Source organism: Halomonas sp. SL18_1, from assembly GCF_055755715.1.
In genome coordinates this window covers 2,336,393-2,355,909 of sequence record NZ_JBVTRK010000001.1, presented here as the reverse complement: position 1 = coordinate 2,355,909, position 19,517 = coordinate 2,336,393, and the positions used below count along the sequence as shown (strand labels likewise).

The following is a 19,517-nucleotide window of genomic DNA, read 5'->3' as shown; positions in this document are numbered from 1 at the left end:
CGCGGGGGTCTTCCCGGCAGGCTGAAGGAATAGACCAGGTCGAGCGCCTGGGCCGCCCCGGAAACCGCCTGCAGGTAGAGGTTTCGCCACAGCGTATAGCGCAGGGTGAGCTCGGCGATGGGCGAGAGATCCCCACTCCATAGCTTACCCGCAGATCCTCGGTGATATAGCCGCTGACCACCACCTGCTGGTCCTCGCCTGCGCCGGCGGTTTCCAGCGCCAGATCTTCGATGCCGAAGGCCTCGCCGATAGCTCCCACCGCACCACCGGTCTGCCCAGGGTCAGGCCGATCAGTGCCGAGGTCAGAGCGCCGTCGGCGTCACCGTCACGAGGTGCCCGACCGCGTAGCAGGTAGGAAAGCGCCCGCGCCTCGTCCATGGCCGGCTCGGAGAAAATCTCCAGGCGCGGCTCGGCGGCGAAGCCCGAGACACGCAGCCCGGCGATCACCCCGTCCTCGGTGACATCGGGATTGCGGATGGCCTCGAAGTCCAGCAGCGGCTGATCCGGCGGCCCGCTGAAGAAGAGCTGCCCCTGGCGGATCAGCAGATCCTGCCCAAAGGCCCGGAAGCGCCCGTCCAGCAGATTGACGTCGCCAAACAGCTGAACCGGGCCGGCCTGCTGGCGCACCTCCAGAACGCCACGGAGCCCGGCCTGAAGGCCGTAGGCGTCCAGCTGCATATCGGGCCCCAGACGCAGATCGATGCGCACGTCCATGGCCATGCCCGCTTCGCGCAGGGCCGCCGCGGCCGTTTCGTCCATTCCAGCATCGTCATCGAGATCTGCCCGCTCGGCGGCGCGCCGTGCCCGCTCCTCGTCGCGGCGGGTGATGATGATCTCGTCGGGGCTCGGGCTGACCGCCGCGGCTGGGACCTCGCCCACCTCCAGCCGCGCCCAGGGCACCTGCACCGCACCGCGTACCTGCAGCAGGCTGGGGTCGATACGTACGCGAATATCCGGGGCTACCCGTAGCCGACCGAACTCCGGCGTGGTCACCAGCAGCGGCTGTCGGGTGCCGTCCAGATCGATGGCCAGCCGCCAGGCGTCCGGCGCCGGCCAGGCCGCATCGCCGACGATCTCCAGGCGGCCATCCTCGGTGACCAGCGTGCCGTCAATATCGCCGCGTTCGCCCGCCAGGCGGAGCCGAACCCGGCCATCCTCAACGCTAAGGGGAAGATCGAGACCGCTGGCGCGCAGCCCCTCCAGCGCGATGCTGCCGTCGAGCTGCGGCGCATCGCGGCTGCCGGTGATGCGTACGTCGCCGACCAAGCGCCCTTCCAGCACATCCATGCCGGTGACCATCGTCCGATAGCGCGATAGGCGAATATCCTCAAGGACCAGTCGGCCATCCAGGCCGCCACGCCCGGGGGTCGTCGAGGGCCAGCGCCAGGCCGATCCGCCCGGCGTCATCCAGCTGCAGTCCCAGGTCGAGATCGACGCGCGCCTGGCTGGCGTCCAGCTGTAGCGTCAGGCGGCTGTTCGGCAGCGTCCATGGCTGTCCGTAGGCGTCGAGTCCCTGCAACGACAGCGTGGTCACCAGATCCGCCTGGGCCCCCCACTGGGCCCCGCTCTGGCGCCACTCGGCGGTCAGGGAGAGACGCGTCTCCCCCTCGGCGCGCCACTCCGGTGGCAGCCACTGCTCGAGGATCTCCATGGACAAATCGCTGACGGAGAGCACCGCCCGGCCCTGCTCGGCGCTTGCCTGGAGGGGCTCATCGAGACACACCCTGCCTCCCTGCTCGCGACGTAGACAGAAGGGCTGCACCTGGGCGCTGCCGGCGCCGATATCGGCATCGAATGCCAGGGGCGCCTCGAGGCGGATATCACCGGCCTCGCTGTCCACCTCCAGCGGCGACAGCTGCCCGGCATAACGCTGGCGATCCGCGGAGAGCCCCGCCTCCAGTGCCAAGGCCGCCCGCGTCAGCGGCATGCCACGCCCGGCCACCGCCTCGAGGGTCAGGCGGTGTGCCGAGAGGCGACCATCGAGGGCCAGGGTCACGTCGCTGAAGCGCTGGCCAGCGGCGTCGAGCCCTGCGATGGCCAGGTTCAGGTCGAGGTCGGGGTCGTCGATGCCGCTGACGCGGCCCGAGAGCTCGAGGCTGCTGAGCCGATCCTCGGCAAACGCCAGGCCCTCGCCGCTCAGTGACAGATCGAGCTGCGGCGCCTCCAGGCTGCCGGCGGCGCTGAAGCGCCCCGCCAGGGTGCCGCCAAGCGCATCGTGAAGCGTGTCCAGGGCCGGCAGGTCGAGCTCGCCATCGAGGGCCAGCCGGGTCTCTGAGACCCGGCCTCGGGCGGTCAGGCGGTTATCCCCCTGGCGAACATCGAGCTCGTCGATGTCCCAGCGCATCTCGCTATCCCCCGCCAGTCGCGCCTGTAGCGAAAGTGGCAACGACTGCAGTTCACCGCCGATGGCAAGCCTTGGAACCCTCAGGTCCCACCCCTCGGGCGACTGGGAAAAGGCCAGGTCGACATCGCCGCTGAGCCGCCCCTGCACTGCATCGGTGAAGTCCCCGGGATCGAGGTTGTCCAGCCGCAGCACGGCTTCGACATCGAGCCCCTCGGCCCAGCTGGCCCGACCACGGCTGACCACCGAGGCGCGGCCCAGCGAGAGGGACAACGGTGTCCAGGTGAAGTGCTCGAAGTCGCCGCTCCCAGACAGCGCCACCCGGGTCAAGGGTACCTCCGGCCCCTCCACGCGCAGCGACAGCGCGGCCCGATAGGCCAGCAGGCTGCCTTCCAGGCGCAGGGCCAGATCCTCGGCCAGGTAGGGGACGGCCGGTGCCGTCTGCTCTTCCGGCGCGATGCTATCGTCGCCGCGCCGCGGCAGCGGCCACTGCAGCAGCTCGCTGGTCAACGAGGCCGTAAACGGCAGGGTCGGGTCCAGCGCATCCAGCTCGGCCGTCAGCTGGGCATCGACGGGGCCCCGGGCCTGCAAGGCCACCTCCAATGCCCCCAGGCTACCGTTCAGCCGCAGATCCAGGCGCTCGCCGGCCAGCTCCGGGAAGCGTTCGGGTAGCCACAGGGCCGCATGGAGGTGAGCCTCCAGGGGGTAGTCGTCGCGCAGCGCTACCCGAGCCGACAGGCTGGCATCGGTATCGAGCGTGGCCAGTTCGAGAGGCGAGATCTCGACCACATGCCCCTGGGCCTCGAGGCTCACCGACAGGCGTTGAATGGCGTAGTCCAAGGGGCCAGCCACGGTCGCGTCCTCGACGATCAATTCCGGCACCCGCAGGTGCAGCGGCAGCTCGATCTCGGGGAGGACGAAGCGGTCGCGCTCCTCCAGCGGCACCGCGGCGAGGCCCTCCAGCTCTGCGGCGGCCACCGCCGGCAGCGGCGACTGCACGGCAATGGCGGCATCGATCGCCTCGGCCTCAAGCCTGGCTCCCTCATGCTCGGCCTCGCTGAGGGCGAGCCGCGCCCCGGCGGAGAGCGGCAGCTGGATGCCCAGGCCGCGAAGCCGCGTGGGGAGCAGGGTGACGGTCGACTCGCGGGCCTCGGCCCCGCTGCTGAAATCGTCGAAGACGATGCGGGTGCCGTCGGCCAGCCGCAGGTCGACGTCCACCAGCGACAGGGCACGAACCGCCACGGGAAAGGGCAGGCGAATCGCCTCCAGCGGCTCCTCCGCGGCCGGCGCCTCGACCGTTTCCTCGGGCTCACCGGCGCCGAGACGCAGTCGCGCGCCCTCCACGGCCAGCCGCTCGATGCACAGCTGCCCCCTCAACAGGCAGTCATCCGCCCAGGCCAGCTCCAGACGCTGCAGGCGCAGCGAGGCGGGACCGGCTTCGACGGCAAAATCGTGGAGCACCAGTCGGTCCAGCGGCGCCCCCTCGGCATCGGCCAGCTCATAGAAGCCGCGCTTGGCCCCCTCCTCCAGCAGCAGCCCGCTGCCCCAGGGCGACAGCGCGAGACCGAGGACCAGCAACACTAGCCCCAAACACCAGAGCGGCACGGCCACCAGCAGCCACAGCAGGGCCCGTAACAGGGCCCAGCTGCGGGGAAAGCGCACGCAGGGAAAGCGAGCTCTCAGAACTCCGGTCCAATGGCGAAATGAAGGCGCCACGCATTCTCCTCGTCGTCGAAGGGATGAGCCACGTCGAAACGTACCGGCCCGACCGGTGAGATCCAGCGAACGCCGAGACCAGCCCCGGTGTTGAGCGAGTCGGGGGCCCAGTCATCGAAGGCGTCACCGGTATCGACGAAGGCCGCGCCCCACCAGTCGCCGGTCACCCGCCGCTGAATCTCCGCGCTGGCAGTGAGCAGCTGTTGACCGCCTCGCAGCCGCCCCTCCTCGTTTCGCGGGGCCAGGCTCTCGTAGGCGTAGCCGCGTACGCTGCGATCCCCACCGGTGAAGAAGCGTAGCGAGGGCGGCACCTTGGAAAAATCATCGGTCTCGATCGCCCCCAGCCCAAGTCGAGTCAGGAAGCGATGGTTGTCGCCCAGCATGCGGATCCACTCGGTGTCACCGGTCATGCGCAGGAAGTCGGCGTCGGACCCCCACAGCGAGTCGGAATACTCGAAGGCGATTCGCTGGCGATCGCCCCAGGTGGGGAAACGCGGGTCGCGAGTCCGTGTGCGCGACCAGCTGACGCCGGGGTAATCAGATCAGGACGCTATCGGACTCCCCCCTTGGGTGAAGTCCTCGAAGGTAGCGCGAACGAACAGCGTCTGGACCCAGCGGTTGTCGAACTCCCAGCGCCGGGCCAGTTCCACGCTGCTTTCGAGGGTGCGCGTATCGTCACTATCACGATGCCGCAGGCCGTACTGGAGGCGGTACTGATCGCGCAGTGGATTGTCCAGCGGCATCAGGTAGGTGCCCGTGAGCTGCTGCTCCGGCTGGGAGATAAAGAGATCATGGTCGAGGCTGTGGCCGTAGCGGTTGATCCAGGGCTGATCCCAACCAAAGCGCAGCCGGGGCCCAACGTCGGTGGCGTAGCCAACCCCCACCTCGAACTGATGGCGGTCGGCCGGGGTGACGACCACGTCGATCGGCATCTCCGGGCGTTGCGGTGGGCGCAGCGCCGCCGCCGTTGCCAGGGCATCCGGGGTCAATCGTGGAGTGGATATCGACGGGGCCGTGTCGGGACCAGGCGCCGACTCGCCTGACACACCTACCTCATTCCACCAGCTCAGGCGCGGCGGCGGCAGGGCCAGTTCCCGACGCGCATCGAGCCTCGGGCGCACGCTGACCGAGCCAAACCAGCCGGCCTGCCCCAAGCGCTGGTTGTAGAGGGCAACATCGCCAGCCAGGTAAGGGTCGCCGGGCGTAAAGGGCGTCATCCGCCGCAGCCGGTCTTCGACAATATGGCTGCCGCGAATGGACACTTGGCCGAAGCGATAGCGTGGCCCGCTGTCCAGGGCCAGATAAAGCCGGGCGCTCTCATCGAAGGGTCGCACCTCCATACGCCGGTCGATGAAGCGCCAGTCGAAGTAGCCGCGCTCAAGCGACAAAGCGGCGAGGCGATTGCGCAGGCGATCCCAAGGGGCATGGCGAAGCGGGTCGCCCAGGGCCAGCGGAAAATCGTCCACGGCCCGTCGAAAGGGCCGATCGTCGGCGGCGTCGCCATCGAGACGGATGTCCAGCACCTCGATGCGCACCTGTGGCCCCGGCTCGATGGTGAGGGTCACCCGGCGTGGCGGGTCGCGACCGTCCAATTCCTTTTCGATCACGGGCTCGTAGTAGCCGTAGACGCGCATCGCCTCGCGGGTGCGCCGCAGGATTTCACTCTCGAGGCGAGCCCGGCCATACTGCGCGGCATCCAGGCCATCGAGGTAATGGCGTACATTGTCGGCCACATCGCCTTCCAGCCCGCGAATACGGGCATCGAGGGCGAACACAGCGTGAGTCATGCCAAGACACAAGGCCGCTGCCACCAGGCGTGATATCACGCGTCTTCCCATATCAACGGCTTCCTGACTGACTCCTGTTTCCCGGCGGCACGTCCCTCCGGCCGGGTGACTCTGCTTCGTTGCCCCGGCCTGCCGGAGCGAGGCGAGAGACGAAGCTACTGCCGCAGGGCCTCCAGCCCCGCGCTGAGGGCCAGCTGCGCCTGTCGCAGTTCGCGCAGCTCGGCCTCCAAGGCCGTGAGCCGCCCCTGCAGACCGACGACGCCCTCCTGCTCATCTTCACGGCTCGCCGCCAGGGCTTCAAGCTCCTCGGCCAACTCACGCTGCTGGGCCGACAGCGCCTCGAGCCGCTCCTCCCGCTCGCCCTGGTGCTGGTCGGCGCGCTCCTGGACGCGACGCATGTCCTCCTGCAGTGCCTCCTGAGACCGCCGCGACTGCGCCAGGTCATCGGCCATCTCACGCTGGGCCTCGGTCAGCCGCTCGAGGCGGGATTGCCACGCCTCACGTTCGGCGCTGAGCTCGCTCTCCAGCCGCTGAGCACGCCGCTCGCCCGCCTCGTCCAAGGTCTCCAGGCGCATGGCCAATGCCTCTCGCCCCTCCTCCCCGGCGCGCTCCAAGGCATCCAGCGACACCTGCAGCGCCGCCAGCATGGCGTCACGCGTCTCGGCCTGGTCGGCAAGGTCGTCTACACGCTCGGTCAGCGCCTCGAGCCGGGCATGATCCCCCACGGCCGACTGCTGCAGCTCGACCTCCAGGTCGGCGGTACGCGTGGCGAGACTGTCTCCGCGCGCCTCCACCGCGTCGAGCCTGGACGCTATGCCGTCCAAGCGCTCCCCTCGGCCCTCTTCTACATCGAAGCGCGCATGTACGTTGGATATCTCGCCGGCCAGCCGCTCCCACTGACTCTCCAGGCGCTGGCTCTCCTGCCAGCCAAACCAGCCCAGCGCCCCCACCGCGCCCGACAGCAAGAGCAGCAGGACATACAGCGGCCAGAGCCGCGGGGCCGGCGGTCGCGTCCTGTGCAGGCGCGACACGCTGGCATCCGGGTCCGGCACGATCGGGCGCCGCTCAGGCGGACGCGCTTCGGACATGGCTAACTCCTTGTCTCCATGGGCGGCAGGCGCTTGCCCATTGTAGGCGGGCGGCCCCGCGAGACGCACGCCATCGTCTCAACGCGATGCGTCTCGTGTGCCGGCATCGGCTCGGCGTCCGATACCGCGGTAGGTCAGTCCCCAGCTCGCCACATGGTCCGGGTCATAGATATTGCGGCCATCGAGCAGCAGTCGTTCGCGAAGCTGGCCGGCCAGGCGCGCCCAGTCCGGGTTCCAGTAGTGTTTCCACTCGGTGACCAGCATGAGGGCATCGGCCCCCTCACTGGCGGCATAGGGGTCGCCATCGAACAGCTCCAGCAGCGGGTGGTCACCAAGCTCGGCCCGCAGCGACGGGGTCGCGGCCGGGTCATGCAGCCGAACGTGCACGCCCTGTGCCCACAGCGCCCGAAGCAGGGTCAAGACCGGCGCATGGTCGATGCGCGCGGAGCCCGGCTTGAAGGCGGCGCCCCAGATCGCCAGGGTCCGGCCCTCGAGGCGGCCCCTGAAGTGCGCCCAGAGCTTGCGGAACAGGGTCTCCTTTTTGCTCGTTGATGTCGAGCACCTGCTCGAGCAGTGCCGAGTGGCGGCCGCTGGCCTCCTGGACGTCGGCCAGGCGCATCAGGTCGCGAGAGAAGTGGGGCCCGCCGAAACCGCAGCCTGGATAGAGATACTCGTAGCCGATTCGCGAATCGGCCCCCATGCCCTGGCGCACGTACTCCACGTCGACGCCGAGGGTGTCGGCGAGGCCGGCGATCTCGTTCATGTAGCTGATCCGGGTTGCCAGCATCCCGATGGTGGCCAGCTTGGTGAGTTCGGCAGCGCGTCGGGGCATGCGCTGAAAGGCGTCGCGACGGCGGTTGAAGGCGCGCAACAGCTCGCGCACCTGGGCCTCGGCGCGGCCGTCGTCGCAGCCCAGCAACCAGCGCGAGGGTCGCGTGAAGGTCTGCCAGGCGCGCCCCTCCTCGAGCATGTCGACCAGCGTCACCGCACGACGCTCGGCACCGTTCAGGCAGGCTTCGAGCCGCTCGGTCTCACCGACCGGAAACGTCGAGTTGTTGACCAGCACCAGCGGGCCATCATGGGCCGCGGCAGCGGAGGCGACCCGCTCGCCCGCCTCGGTGCGCTGCTCGGGCGAGAGGGCAAGCCACAGGATCTCGACTCGCCCCGGTTCGCGTCGGTCGCCACTGCCCTCCAGCGTCAGCGCCCCCTGCTGCCGCCCCTCTGCCAGTCGAGCCATGAGCTCGGGCTCGCGCTGCAGCCAGTCGGCCTCAACCAGCGATGACCAGGGCATGTCGACATGGGGCACCCAGTGCACCCGATGCCCCACCCAGGAGAGCGCGGCGGCCGCCGTTGCTGCCGCCAGCTCACTGCCATGAATTTCCACGCGCATGGCGCTCACTCCATCCGGCCGTAACGGTCGATCAGTTCGCGAACCCCTTCCCCGAGGCGGGGATGTCGACGACCGTAGGCGAGGATCGCCTCTAGATAGCCCAGGGGATGGCCGCAATCGTAGGTCGTGCCGTGCATCCGCCAGGCGTCGACGCCGTCACTCTGGCGCAGAGAGTCGATGGCATCGGTGAGCTGGATCTCGTTGCCGGCACCCGGTGGGGTGTCGGCCAGCAGGGCAAAGATCCGTCCGGGCAGTACGTAGCGGCCGATCACCGCCAGGTTGGAGGGTGCCCGGTCGCGCGACGGTTTCTCGACGACCCGGCCAGGGGGCAGCCTTCGCCGGGGCCGGGCGCTGCGCCCTTGGGGGCCACGATACCGTAGCTGTCGACTCGCTCCCAGGGCACCTCCTCCACCATCAGCTGCGCACAGCCACGCGTCTCATAGGCTTCGATCATGCGTGCCAGATCGTTGGAGGCGCCCGCTTCGCCAGCCACCAGCACGTCGGGGAGCAGCACCGCAAACGGCTCGCTGTCGCCCACCACCGGACGCGCGCAGAGCACCGCATGCCCCAGGCCAAGCGGCTGTGCCTGCCGCACGCTGATGATGTTGACGTCGTCGGGCACGATGGCGCTGAGCTCCTCGAGCAGCGCCTGCTTGCCCTTCGCCTCCAGGCTGGCCTCGAGCTCGTAGTGCGTGTCGAAGTGGTTCTCGATGGCGCTCTTGCTGGCATGGGTCACCAGCACGATATCGCGAATCCCGGCCGCCACCGCTTCTTCCACCACGTATTGGATCACCGGGCGGTCGACGATGGTGATCATCTCCTTGGGAATTGCCTTCGATGCCGGCAAGCAGCGAGTGCCGAAGCCGGCCACGGGGAGAACGGCCTTACGAATCATGACGCCTTCCTTGTCGGGATAAACGGCGGTTGAATGCGGCCGCCGCGGGCATGGTGTCCGGGCCAGGGTGCGCTCGGGCATGGGAAAGCGGCGGCGGCTACGGGTAGAATGGGCACCATGATACCGAAGGCGCCGGTTGATGCCACGTGCGCCGCCCCTTACACGGAGAGATCAGATGAGCGCAACCCTCCAGGATGGTGCTTCCCCCACCGCCACAATGTCGACCGGGCCGAAGTGGCGAAGTTCGAGGCGCTGGCCGGACGCTGGTGGGATCCGCAAAGCGAGTTCAAGCCCCTCCACGACATCAACCCGCTGCGCCTGGATTTCATCGATGCCCGCTGCGGCCTGGCCGGTCGCCAGGTGATCGACGTCGGCTGCGGCGGCGGCATTCTCGCCGAGGCCATGGCCCATCGCGGCGCCCGGGTGACCGGCATCGACATGGGCGAGGCGCCGCTGGGCGTAGCGCGCCTGCACGCCCAGGAAAGCGGCGTAGAGGTGGATTACCGGCAGGCCAGCGCCGAGGAGATGGCCGACGCCCATCCCGGCGAGTACGACGTGGTCACCTGCCTGGAGATGCTCGAGCATGTCCCCGATCCAGGCTCGGTGATTCGCGCCTGCGCGACCCTGGTAAAACCCGGCGGCCATGTCTTCTTCTCCACGCTCAATCGCAACCCCAAGGCCTATGCCCTGGCGATCCTTGGCGCCGAATACCTGCTCAATATGTTGCCCCGGGGCACCCATGACTACCGCAAGTTCATTCGCCCCTCGGAGCTGGCCGGCTGGTGCCGCGAGGCGGGGTTAGCGGTGCATGAGCAGAACGGACTGGTCTACAATCCTTTGACACGCCGCTACCGGCTATCGGCACACGACGTCTCGGTCAACTATCTGATGCACTGCCGCCGGGAGCCGCAGTAATGGAGCACCCCCGGGCCCTGCTCTTCGACCTCGATGGCACCCTGGTCGACACCGCGCCCGACCTGGCTCGCGCCACCAACGCGCTGCGCCACCACCACGGGCTGGACCCGCTGCCCTACCCGGTAATCCGCGCCCAGGTCTCCAACGGTGGCAGCGCCTTGGTGGCGCTGGCCCTGGGCCTGGATGTCACCCACCCGGGGCATGCCGATGCCAGGCAGTATCTCCTCGAGGCCTACGGCCAAGCCGTGGCCGCCGAGAGCCGGATATTCTCGCCGCTGGAAGGTCTGCTGACTCACTGGGAGGCGCAGCAACGGCCCTGGGGAATCGTCACCAACAAGCCGCGTGCCTTTGCCGCACCGCTGATTGAAGCGCTGGGCATGACCCCCGGCGCCCTGCTCTGCGCCGATGACCTGCCGGTCAAGAAACCGGCGCCGGAACCGCTTTGGGCCGCGGCCCGCCAGCTGGGGGTAGAGGCCGGCGCGTGCTGGTACATCGGTGACCACCTGCGCGACATCCAGGCGGCTCGCGCCGCCGGGATGGCTGCTATTGCGGTAGGTTACGGCTATATCGAGGAGGGCGAGGACTATCGCGGCTGGCCGGCGGACCGCTGGTTCGATACCGGCGAGGCGCTGGTTGAGGCCCTACTGGGCAGTGACCTCTAAGGTGGCGTAGGCTCTCGTCACTTCGGCGGCTGGGCGTCGAAGCGCTCGCCGTTATGCCGGCGGCTGTCGGGCCCCATCAACCACAGGTAGGTGGGCATGATCGATTCGGGCGTCGGCAGGCTATCGGGATCTTCACCTGGATAGGCGGTGGCCCGCATGCGGGTGCGCGTCGCGCCGGGATTCAGGCTGTTGACACGAATCATGCCGCGATGCTCGACCTCGTCGGCAAGCACTTCCATGAAGCCTTCGGTGGCGAACTTGGAGACGGCATAGGCTCCCCAGTAGGCACGCCCCTTGCGCCCGACGCTGGACGAGGTAAAGACCACCGAGGCATCCTTGGACGCCTCCAGCAGCGGCAGCAGCGCCTGAGTCATCCACACCGGACCGTTGAGGTTGACCTGCATCACCTGCTCCCACAGCTCCGGATTGTACTGCTCGAAGGGGGTGATACGGCCCAGCAGGCCGGCGTTGTGCAGGATACCGTCGAGCCGCCCGAACTCCTTGTCCAGGGTCTCGGCCATGTCATGGTAGTCCTTCAGGGTCGCCCCCTCGAAGTTGAGCGGCACGATAGCCGGCTGCGGCCCGCCGGCCGCCTCGATTTCATCGTAGACCTTGTCCAGCTTACTGGTGGTGCGCCCTAGCAGGATCACGGTGGCACCACAGCCGGCAAAGGCCAGGGCAGCGGCCCGGCCGATTCCGTCACCGGCGCCGGTGACGAGAATGATGCGGTCCTTCAGCAGATCGGCCGGTGCCTGGTAGTCGATCTTGCAGCTCATGGTGGCTCCTTGGTCGGTGGCCAGCCTCACAGGGACTGGCGAAGAAAGTCGTTGGCAAGGCTGGCGGCACTGCTGTCAGGGAAGTCCTCGCGGACCCGCTCCAGCAGGGCACGACTGGTGTCCGGCTCCCCCTGGCGCGCCTTGACCAGGCCCAGCTTGTAAAGGGCGTCGGGCACCTTGCTGCTTTGCGGATACTCCTCGATGACCCGCTGGAAGGCCGATTCCGCCTGCTCCAGATCGCCCTGCGCCGAGTGCAGCTCGCCGAGCCAGTAGTGGCCGTTGGCCGTCAGGCTGTTGTCGGGGTGTTCGACCACGAAGGTCTCGAAGGCATTGATCGCCGCCTCGAACTCCCGGGCCTGGACCCGCGCAAAGGCCGCCTGGTAGGCCGCCTGGGCATCGGCGCTTACGCCGCTGGGAGACGGAGCCTCGGCGACCTGGCGGGCGGCGTCGGCATCCACCTCGGGCGCCGCCTCGATGCCGGCACTGCCGGCCATCAGGCGCTCATCGAGATCCAGATACTGCTGGCGGGTCTGGTTGCGTAGCTGCTGGAGCTGGTGGCGCAGCTCCTCGATCTCGCCACGCAGCTGCTGAATCTCGCGCTGATGCTCCTGGACCTGGTTGAAGATCACCAGGCTGCCTCCGGCCTCCTCGCGCACTTCCGTATGGTCGAGGAAGCTGCGCGACTGGGCCGTGAGGTCTTCCACTATCGGGCGCTGCTGCGCCATTGTCGGGCTCACTACGAGCAGCGGGAGCACCAGGGCTCCCGCGCCGCACAGCCCTTTCAGACCGTGTCTCATGCATGTCTCCATCGGCGCAGGCTGCGCCCGTTTCCTCAGTAGGCGAAGACCACCCGACGATTCTGGGCATAGGCCTCGTCATTGTGACCGCGAACGGCCGGGCGCTCCTCACCGTAGCTGACGATTTCCAGCTGCGAGGGCGAAACGCCTTGCACGCCCAGGAAGCGCTCGACGGAACGCGCCCGGCGCTCGCCCAGTGCCATGTTGTACTCGCGGGTGCCACGCTCGTCGGTATGCCCCTGGAGCACGACACGCGCATTGGGGTTGGAGCGCAGATAGCGGGCATGGGCAATCAGCACCGACTCGAACTCGGAGCGAATGTTGTCACGGTCGAAGTCGAAGTAGATGGTGCGCACTTCCGGGATGCGGCCGTCGGCCTGCTGGCCGGCACGCGCGCCGTTGGTGCCCACGCCGGTACCGCTCACCTGGCCGGTGCCGGCCACGCCGGTCCCCGCAGCGCCGTCACGGGCACGATCCACGGTCCCGTCCTGTGTTCCGCCGGTGCTGGAACAGCCGGCCACGACCGCCAGCGACAGGGCGATGGCCAGGGTTCTGGCATGCGACTTGAATAGCATCGTCAAACTCCTTGAAGGATTCGAATGACAGGGTTCATCGAGCATTAGTTTAAGAACGGCGACCAGGCGGGTTCGCGCACATCACCCTGTGCCGAGGGTAGCCGGTAAGAGGAACGCCCGTCGGCCGATACGGCACTCAGCACCCCGCTGTTTCCTGCCTGGGTGGCGAAGATTACCATGGTCCCGTTGGGCGCAACACTGGGAGATTCGTCCCAGCGCGATTCGCTGAGTACTACCAGGCGCCCCGACTCCAGGTCCTGGCGCGCCACCTGGTAGCCGTTGCTCGAGCGGTGGATCAAGAAGATCGCCTCGCCGTCCGGTGAGAAGCGCCCCCGAGCGTTATAGTTGCCGGTAAAGGTCAAGCGCTCGACCTGGCCACCGCTCAGGTCGTGGCGATAGAGCTGAGGACCACCGCTGCGATCGGAGGTAAACAGCAGGCTGCGGCCGTCCGGGGACCAGGCCGGCTCGGTATCGATGCTGGAGCTGTTGGTAATGCGTTCGACGCTGCGTGCGCCGACATCCATCACGTAGATCTCCGGCTGGCCGTCCTTGGAGAGCGACATGGCCAGCTTGCGGCCGTCGGGCGACCAGGCCGGCGCCCCGTTGATTCCCTCGAAGGAGGTCGCCCGCACCCGCTGGCCAGTGGCCAACTCCTGGATGTAGATGGCCGGACGCTCGGTCTCGAAGGAGACGTAGGCCAGCTTGCGACCGTCGGGTGACCAGGCGGGCGAGAGGATGGGCTCACGGGAGCTGAGCACCTGCTGGCTGTTGCGGCCGTCGGCATCGGCGACATAGAGGCCGAACTGCATGTCGTCACCGACCCCCTGGGCCGTGACGTAGGCAATACGCGTGGCGAAGGCGCCGCGAATGCCGGTAATCGCCTCGAAGATCTGGTCACTGATGTAGTGCGCCCCGCCACGCAGCTCACCGCTGCTCGCTGTCACCGTCTCGCCCAGCATGCGACGGGCGCCGCTAACGTCCATCAGCTCATAGCGAATCCGATAGCCGTCCCCCTCGCGAGCGACGCGCCCTACCACCAGATAGCGCACGTCCAGGGCGCGCCACTCACCGAAGCTGACGTCATCGCCGGTCGCCGGCCGGTCGAACATGGCGCTTCGCGGCAGTGGCTCGAAGTAGCCGCTGCGTTCCAGGTTGTCGCTGATCACGCGCGCGACGTCCTCGGGCAGACTCTCCCCGTCCTCGGCAAAGGGCACCACGGCAATGGGCGTGGCGCGGTCGCTGCCGCGGGTAATCTCGATGGTCAGATTGGCATGGGCCAGGGTGCCAAACATCAGCAGCATGGCGCCGAACCAGGCGGTCATCAGGGCTCTCATCAGCGTACATCCCCGGTCTGAATCGCAGGTTGAATTGTCGGAAGTCACGTTGCGCCGCGGCAGGTAGCTGGCGCAGTTCCCCGAACGGGGCGGCGGCCTCCACGGCTTGAAGGGCCGAACGGTCGAAAGCGCTGTCCCCGCTACTCTGAGTAATGCTAGCGCCAAACAGTTCGCCTGAGGGCCCAAGCTGCACCTGCACGGTGGATTCCAGTCCACCGCCGGCCCCCGGGGAATCACCCAGGCCTGCTCCACGGCACGCCGCACCAGGTTGATGAAACTGTTGGCCGCCTCCTGGGCCTGGCGGGCATTGGCCACCGCCTCGGACTCCCCTTCGATGGCACGGTCGAGGCCCTGGCTGGCGGCCTCGGCCGCACGCCGGGCCTCCTCCTCCGCCTGACGGCGACGCTCGGCCTCCTCCTCGGCGCGGCGACGCTCTTCGGCTTCGCGCTGGCGGCGGGCTTCTTCCTCGGCCTGACGCTGGCGTTCGGCCTCCTCCTCGGCGCGGCGGCGCTCCTCGGCCTCCTGCTGACGGCGGGCCTCTTCCTCGGCCTGCCGCTGGCGTTCGGCCTCCTCCTCGGCGCGGCGGCGCTCCTCGGCCTCCTGCTGACGGCGGGCCTCTTCCTCGGCCTGCCGCTGGCGTTCGGCCTCCTCCTCGGCGCGGCGGCGCTCCTCGGCCTCCTGCTGACGGCGAGCCTCTTCCTCGGCCTGCCGTTGGCGCTCGGCCTCCTCCTCCGCTCGTTGCTGCGCCTCGAGCTGTCGCTGCCGTTCGGCCTCGGCGGCCGCTTCCCGCTGGCGCTCACGCTCTGCCTCCTGCTGCTCACGCAGCTCGGCCTGTCGCTCGGCCTCCTCGGCGCGTCGCGCCGCCTCGGCCTCGGCGGCCTGGCGCGCCTCTTCACGTGCAAGCGCCTCCGCTTCCCGGGCGGCCTCTTGTTCGGCCTCGCGCTGCGCCGCTTCCGCGGCGGCCTGTTCGGCCTCGCGCTCGGCGTCGGCCTCCGCCTCCTCCGCCTGGCGTGCCGCGGCCCTTGCACGGGCCTCCTCGGCGCGCTGGGCCTGGTCGGTGGTGGTCTCGGTGCTGACCAGGGTGGCCTGGACGATGAGCTCGTCTGGTGTTCCGGCTCGCGCTGGGGAAGGGTAACCACGCTGAGCACCACCACCACCAGATGCAAGCCCACTGCCAGCACCGTAGGCAGGCCGTAGCCGACCGGCCGATCATCCCGAGAGTGTCCCTGCCGCTGCTGTCGCACCATGCCGTCTGCTCGCTCCTCAGTCACGCGGGGGAGGCTCGGAAATCAGCCCGACATTGGCCACGCCAGACACCTGCAGGGTACTCATCAGGGTCACGACCTCACCGTAGGGCACGCTGCGGTCGCCGCGGACCATCACCGGCGTGCCCGGCTGTCGATCCAGCAGAATGATCACCCGCTCGGCGAGCTCATCGAGATCGACGCGGGTTTCATCGCCGCCCAGCTGCAGGTAGTAGCCACCCTCGCGGTCCACCGAGACCACGATGGGTTCGTTATCTTCCTGGGCATCCATGGGCTCGGAGGTCACCTGGGGAAGATCCACCTGGACCCCTTGGGTGAGCATCGGCGCGGTGATCATGAAGATCACCAGCAGTACCAGCATGACGTCGATGAAGGGCACGACATTGATCTCGCCCATCGGCTTGCGCCGTCCGCCGCGATTGAAAGGTCCGTTCATGTGCGACTCCCTCAGGCGGCGCCGGCTTCGCTGCGACCCTGCAGGTTGCGGTGCAGGATGGAGTGGAACTCCTCGGCGAAATCTTCGTATTTGCCCAGCAGCCGGCCCGACTCGGCGGAGAGACGGTTATAGAAGATCACCGCCGGAATCGCCGCAAACAGTCCCATGGCGGTGGCGATCAACGCCTCGGCGATCCATGGCGCCACCGTGGCCAGGGTGGCCTGCTGCGCCATGGAGAGCGACTGGAAAGACCCCATGATGCCCCAGACGGTACCGAACAGGCCGATATAGGGGCTGGCGGATGCCACCGTGGCCAGGAATACCAGGTGCAGGGTGAGGCGATCCTCCTCCCGTGACCAGGCCACCCGCATGCTGCGCTGGACGCCGTCGAGGATCGCCTCGGGACTCTTGGTCTTGGTCAACAGGCGGTTGAACTCACGAAAGCCGGCGCGAAAGACATGCTCGGCGCCCTGGGTCTCCTGCTCGGCGGGCGTCTCCCGATACAGCTCGTTGAGGTCGACGCCGGACCAGAAGCGTTCCTCGAAGGCCTGATGGGTATGCCGCGCGCGGCGCATCACGAAGGTGCGCTGAAAGATCACTACCCAGGAGAGAATCGAACCGATCACCAGGATCAGCATGACCAGCTGCACCACGGTGCTGGCGCTCATGATCAGGTGGGGAATGGACATGGAGTCGTTCACGGGCATCCTCGTCAATCTTGCAGTTAACCGGTAAGGACCGCGGCGAGCGCCGGCGGCCATGGCGTGGGCCTGAGGCGGGCAGCATCCAGACAGGCGATGTCGACCCTGGCATCGCACAAGGGTTCCCCGCCTCGCCGCACCGTCTGTGCAAAGCTCAGGCGACAGCGGCCATGGGACTGAATGGCGGCACTGACCTCCAGGCCATCATCCAGGCGGGCAGGCCTGGCGTAGCGGCACTCCAGCCGATGGACCACCAGCTGAATGCCGGCATCGAACAGCTCGCGCTGGGTGATGCCGTGGCTGCGCAGCCACTCGCTGCGAGCCCGCTCCATGTATTTGAGATAGTTGACGTAATAAACGATGCCACCGGCGTCGGTATCTTCGATGTAAACGCGCACCGGTAGACGGAACTCGCTCACGGCCGCACCTCGCCGCTGGCATCCTGGGCCTGGTCATGGGGCGCCAGGCCGAAGTGCTGCCAGGCCTGACGGGTGACGACCCGGCCCCGGGCCGTCCGCATCATCAGCCCCTGCTGAATCAGGTAGGGCTCGATCACATCCTCGATGGTGTCGCGCTCCTCGCCGATGGCCGCCGACAGCGAGTCGACGCCCACCGGCCCCCCGTCGAACTTCTCGATCATCGCCAACAGCAGGCGTCGATCCATATGGTCGAGCCCGTGATGATCGACGTGGAGCATGTTGAGCGCCTGGTCGGCCACCTCGGCATCGATGCGCCCGCCAGCGCGCACCTCGGCGTAGTCGCGCACCCGGCGCAGCAGGCGATTGGCGATACGCGGGGTGCCCCGGGAGCGGCGCGCCACCTCCAGCGCGCCTGCCCGGTCGGTCGCGACCCCCAAAAGCCCGGCGGAGCGCGACACGATCTCGGTCAGATCATCGATGCCGTAGAATTCCAGGCGCTGTACGATGCCGAAGCGATCGCGCAGCGGCGAGGTCAGCAGGCCGGCCCGGGTTGTCGCGCCGACCAGCGTGAAGCGCGGCAGGTCGAGCTTGATCGACCGTGCCGCCGGCCCCTCGCCGATCACGATATCGAGCTGGAAGTCCTCCATGGCCGGATAGAGGATCTCCTCCACCACCGGGGAGAGGCGATGAATCTCGTCGATGAACAGCACATCGCCAGGCTGCAGGTTGGTGAGCATGGCGGCGAGATCCCCGGCGCGCTCCAGCACCGGGCCGGAGGTGGACTTGAGCCCCACGTCCATCTCGGCGGCGATGATGTTGGCCAGCGTGGTCTTGCCAAGCCCCGGCGGGCCGAACACCAGGGTATGGTCGAGGCTCTCGTCGCGTCCGCGGGCCGCGCTGATGAAGATGTCCAGCTGCTCGCGCACGCGGGGCTGACCGATGTACTCGGCCAGCCGCTTGGGGCGAATGGCGTAATCGACGCCCGTTTCGCCCTCCCGCTCATCGGCGGCGATCAATCGGTCGGTCTCAAGCATCCCGGCAACTCGCCTCCACGTTTAGGGCCCCTCCCCGCTCAACCCGCCAGCCGACGCGTCAGCGCCGCCTTGATCAACGCCTCGGTGGCCAGCGTCTCGTCCAGGCCGGAGAGCATCCGAGTCGCTTCGGCCGGCTTGTAGCCCAGGCTGACCAGGGCCGCCTCGGCATCGGCCAGGGCATTCCCCGACGCCGTCTGATCGCCGGGCGCGACCGGCCGATCCAGGCCCACCGCGCCCTGGCTGGCCTCCCAGTGGGGAAAGCGGTCGCGCATCTCGATGATCAGCCGCTCGGCGGTCTTCTTGCCCACCCCCGGCAGGCGCGTCAACGACTTGACGTCATCATCCATCACGCAGCGGATGAAGGCGTCCTCGTCCATCCCCGACAGAATCGCCAGGGCCAGCTTGGGGCCGATACCGTTGACCTTGATCAGGGCACGAAACAGTGCCCGCTCCTGCTCCCGGGCAAAGCCGTAGAGCAAGTGGGCGTCGTCGCGCACGCTGAGGTGGGTATACAGCGACACGCTCTCCCCGTTGCCCGGCAGGGCCACCAGGGTCGTCATGGAGGCTTCCAGTTCGTAACCGACGCCGGCCACGTCTACCACCAGCCAGGGGGGTTGCTTGTCGAGAAGGGTGCCACGCAGGCGTCCAATCATGGGGCTTATCAATCCTGCCAGGGTGAACGGCGGCCAACGCCACCGTGCCATCATGGGCCACTATACTGGTCGCTTGGGCGGCTGACCAGCCTGCCATAAAACGCTGTTCGACAATCGCAAGGCGTTGCCAAAAGGCGACGCTGTCATGGCCGGAAATCCCGCCACGAGGCCCCCTTCCGCCGGGCTCGATGGCCGCCAAAACTGCCCGTGGTGAGCAGCCCGAGACGGGCGTGGGCGTGGGTCAGCGCAATCGCCAGGGCGTCGGCGGCATCCGCCTGGGGCGTGCCGGACAGCCCCAGGATGGCGGCCACCATATGCTGCACCTGGGCCTTGTCGGCGCCGCCGCTGCCGGTCACCGCCTGCTTGATCTGGCGCGGCCCATACTCGCTGACCGCCAGACCGTGATTGGCCGCGCAGACGATGGCCGCCCCGCGGGCCTGGCCGAGTTTGAGCGCCGAGTCGGCGTTCTTCGACATGAACACCTGCTCGATGGCGAACTCGCCCGGCCCGTGCACCGCCACCAGCTCACTGATGCCGGCGTAGACCTGGGCCAGGCGCTGGGCCACCGGCTGGGCCACGTCGATACGGATGCAGCCGCAGGTCACGTAGCGCGGCGCGGGACGCGACACGTCCAGCACCCCGTACCCGGTGATACGCGAGCCGGGGTCGATCCCCAGAATCAGCATGGCAGGCAGGCCACGATGGCCCGGAGACGCGGTGGCATGGGATTCTC

Annotated in this window: 17 protein-coding genes and 4 pseudogenes; 3 read left to right on the top strand and 18 right to left on the bottom strand. The window is 68.2% G+C overall.

The window, feature by feature from the left end:
* Window positions 1-144: 144 nt before the first annotated feature.
* The 7 genes and pseudogenes from ACSJDS_RS11985 to galU form a co-directional block, all read right to left on the bottom strand.
* Window positions 145-1,407, bottom strand: coding sequence for a translocation/assembly module TamB domain-containing protein (locus ACSJDS_RS11985; protein WP_473033478.1), 1,263 nt, complete (start codon window positions 1,405-1,407; stop codon window positions 145-147).
* Window positions 1,328-4,057 carry a translocation/assembly module TamB domain-containing protein gene (locus ACSJDS_RS11980; RefSeq protein ID WP_473033476.1) on the bottom strand — a complete coding sequence of 910 codons (2,730 nt, stop codon included), beginning with the start codon at window positions 4,055-4,057 and terminating at the stop codon, window positions 1,328-1,330. The genes ACSJDS_RS11985 and ACSJDS_RS11980 overlap by 80 nt, the downstream gene beginning before the upstream one ends.
* Window positions 4,021-4,524, bottom strand: a pseudogene (locus ACSJDS_RS11975) (autotransporter assembly complex protein TamA); the annotation flags it as partial. The gene ACSJDS_RS11980 and the pseudogene ACSJDS_RS11975, both read right to left, overlap by 37 nt.
* A gap of 75 nt (window positions 4,525-4,599) precedes the next feature.
* Window positions 4,600-5,895, bottom strand: a complete 1,296-nt coding sequence (locus tag ACSJDS_RS11970; RefSeq protein WP_473033475.1) for an autotransporter assembly complex protein TamA — start codon at window positions 5,893-5,895, stop codon at window positions 4,600-4,602.
* A gap of 104 nt (window positions 5,896-5,999) precedes the next feature.
* The gene (locus ACSJDS_RS11965) at window positions 6,000-6,932 is read right to left on the bottom strand and encodes a hypothetical protein (protein WP_473033474.1); all 933 of its coding nucleotides are present in this window, start codon (window positions 6,930-6,932) and stop codon (window positions 6,000-6,002) included.
* 78 nt (window positions 6,933-7,010) lie between these two features.
* Window positions 7,011-8,322: pseudogene (locus ACSJDS_RS11960) on the bottom strand (UDP binding domain-containing protein).
* Between the two features lie 5 nt (window positions 8,323-8,327).
* A pseudogene (gene galU, locus ACSJDS_RS11955) lies at window positions 8,328-9,217 on the bottom strand (UTP--glucose-1-phosphate uridylyltransferase GalU).
* A gap of 234 nt (window positions 9,218-9,451) precedes the next feature.
* On the opposite strand from galU, the gene ubiG reads away from it, so the two are divergent.
* Window positions 9,452-10,132 (top strand): bifunctional 2-polyprenyl-6-hydroxyphenol methylase/3-demethylubiquinol 3-O-methyltransferase UbiG, encoded by a 681-nt coding sequence (ubiG, locus tag ACSJDS_RS11950; protein WP_473033473.1) that lies wholly within the window; start codon window positions 9,452-9,454, stop codon window positions 10,130-10,132.
* Entirely contained in the window at window positions 10,132-10,794 is a 663-nt protein-coding gene (locus ACSJDS_RS11945) for an HAD-IA family hydrolase (protein ID WP_473033472.1), read from the top strand. The genes ubiG and ACSJDS_RS11945 overlap by 1 nt, the downstream gene beginning before the upstream one ends.
* A 17-nt stretch (window positions 10,795-10,811) precedes the next feature.
* Here ACSJDS_RS11945 and ACSJDS_RS11940 read toward each other — a convergent pair whose 3' ends face one another.
* The 5 genes and pseudogenes from ACSJDS_RS11940 to ACSJDS_RS11920 all read right to left on the bottom strand — a co-directional run.
* Window positions 10,812-11,570, bottom strand: a complete 759-nt coding sequence (locus ACSJDS_RS11940) for a YciK family oxidoreductase (RefSeq protein WP_473033471.1) — start codon at window positions 11,568-11,570, stop codon at window positions 10,812-10,814.
* 26 nt (window positions 11,571-11,596) lie between these two features.
* On the bottom strand, window positions 11,597-12,367 hold the full coding sequence (gene ybgF / locus ACSJDS_RS11935) for a tol-pal system protein YbgF (protein WP_473033470.1): 771 nt from the start codon (window positions 12,365-12,367) through the stop codon (window positions 11,597-11,599).
* 35 nt (window positions 12,368-12,402) lie between these two features.
* A complete protein-coding gene (pal, locus tag ACSJDS_RS11930) occupies window positions 12,403-12,942 on the bottom strand; it encodes a peptidoglycan-associated lipoprotein Pal (RefSeq protein WP_473033469.1) in 540 nt (179 codons plus the stop codon).
* A 44-nt stretch (window positions 12,943-12,986) separates the two neighbouring features.
* Entirely contained in the window at window positions 12,987-14,276 is a 1,290-nt protein-coding gene (gene tolB / locus ACSJDS_RS11925; protein ID WP_473033468.1) for a Tol-Pal system beta propeller repeat protein TolB, read from the bottom strand.
* A 127-nt stretch (window positions 14,277-14,403) separates the two neighbouring features.
* A pseudogene (locus ACSJDS_RS11920) lies at window positions 14,404-14,469 on the bottom strand (hypothetical protein); the annotation flags it as partial.
* A 518-nt stretch (window positions 14,470-14,987) separates the two neighbouring features.
* Here ACSJDS_RS11920 and ACSJDS_RS11915 point away from each other — a divergent pair.
* On the top strand, window positions 14,988-15,473 hold the full coding sequence (locus ACSJDS_RS11915) for a hypothetical protein (protein ID WP_473033467.1): 486 nt from the start codon (window positions 14,988-14,990) through the stop codon (window positions 15,471-15,473).
* Between the two features lie 66 nt (window positions 15,474-15,539).
* Here the strand turns inward: ACSJDS_RS11915 and tolR are convergent, their stop codons facing one another.
* From tolR to ruvC, 6 genes are all read right to left on the bottom strand, one after another.
* Entirely contained in the window at window positions 15,540-15,977 is a 438-nt protein-coding gene (tolR, locus tag ACSJDS_RS11910) for a protein TolR (RefSeq protein WP_473033466.1), read from the bottom strand.
* Window positions 15,978-15,988: 11 nt separating this feature from the next.
* Window positions 15,989-16,678: a protein TolQ gene (gene tolQ, locus ACSJDS_RS11905; protein WP_473033465.1), complete on the bottom strand. Its 690-nt coding sequence runs from the start codon at window positions 16,676-16,678 to the stop codon at window positions 15,989-15,991.
* A 23-nt stretch (window positions 16,679-16,701) separates the two neighbouring features.
* A complete protein-coding gene (ybgC, locus tag ACSJDS_RS11900; protein WP_473033464.1) occupies window positions 16,702-17,097 on the bottom strand; it encodes a tol-pal system-associated acyl-CoA thioesterase in 396 nt (131 codons plus the stop codon).
* Window positions 17,094-18,131 (bottom strand): Holliday junction branch migration DNA helicase RuvB, encoded by a 1,038-nt coding sequence (gene ruvB / locus ACSJDS_RS11895; RefSeq protein ID WP_473033462.1) that lies wholly within the window; start codon window positions 18,129-18,131, stop codon window positions 17,094-17,096. The genes ybgC and ruvB overlap by 4 nt, the downstream gene beginning before the upstream one ends.
* A gap of 38 nt (window positions 18,132-18,169) precedes the next feature.
* Window positions 18,170-18,784: a Holliday junction branch migration protein RuvA gene (gene ruvA / locus ACSJDS_RS11890; protein WP_473033461.1), complete on the bottom strand. Its 615-nt coding sequence runs from the start codon at window positions 18,782-18,784 to the stop codon at window positions 18,170-18,172.
* 143 nt (window positions 18,785-18,927) lie between these two features.
* A complete protein-coding gene (gene ruvC / locus ACSJDS_RS11885; RefSeq protein ID WP_473033460.1) occupies window positions 18,928-19,470 on the bottom strand; it encodes a crossover junction endodeoxyribonuclease RuvC in 543 nt (180 codons plus the stop codon).
* Window positions 19,471-19,517 lie beyond the last annotated feature (47 nt).

Bases quoted from the DNA above. Each gene is read 5' to 3' on its own strand.
- ACSJDS_RS11985 (WP_473033478.1), bottom strand. From the start codon at position 1,407: ATGACGCCGGGCGGATCGGCCTGGCGCTGGCCCTCGACGACCCCCGGG.
- ACSJDS_RS11970 (WP_473033475.1), bottom strand. From the start codon at position 5,895: ATGGGAAGACGCGTGATATCACGCCTGGTGGCAGCGGCCTTGTGTCTT.
- ACSJDS_RS11965 (WP_473033474.1), bottom strand. From the start codon at position 6,932: ATGTCCGAAGCGCGTCCGCCTGAGCGGCGCCCGATCGTGCCGGACCCG.
- ACSJDS_RS11945 (WP_473033472.1), top strand. From the start codon at position 10,132: ATGGAGCACCCCCGGGCCCTGCTCTTCGACCTCGATGGCACCCTGGTC.
- ACSJDS_RS11940 (WP_473033471.1), bottom strand. From the start codon at position 11,570: ATGAGCTGCAAGATCGACTACCAGGCACCGGCCGATCTGCTGAAGGAC.
- ybgF (WP_473033470.1), bottom strand. From the start codon at position 12,367: ATGAGACACGGTCTGAAAGGGCTGTGCGGCGCGGGAGCCCTGGTGCTC.
- pal (WP_473033469.1), bottom strand. From the start codon at position 12,942: ATGCTATTCAAGTCGCATGCCAGAACCCTGGCCATCGCCCTGTCGCTG.
- tolB (WP_473033468.1), bottom strand. From the start codon at position 14,276: ATGAGAGCCCTGATGACCGCCTGGTTCGGCGCCATGCTGCTGATGTTT.
- tolR (WP_473033466.1), bottom strand. From the start codon at position 15,977: ATGAACGGACCTTTCAATCGCGGCGGACGGCGCAAGCCGATGGGCGAG.
- ruvB (WP_473033462.1), bottom strand. From the start codon at position 18,131: ATGCTTGAGACCGACCGATTGATCGCCGCCGATGAGCGGGAGGGCGAA.
- ruvA (WP_473033461.1), bottom strand. From the start codon at position 18,784: ATGATTGGACGCCTGCGTGGCACCCTTCTCGACAAGCAACCCCCCTGG.
- ruvC (WP_473033460.1), bottom strand. From the start codon at position 19,470: ATGCTGATTCTGGGGATCGACCCCGGCTCGCGTATCACCGGGTACGGG.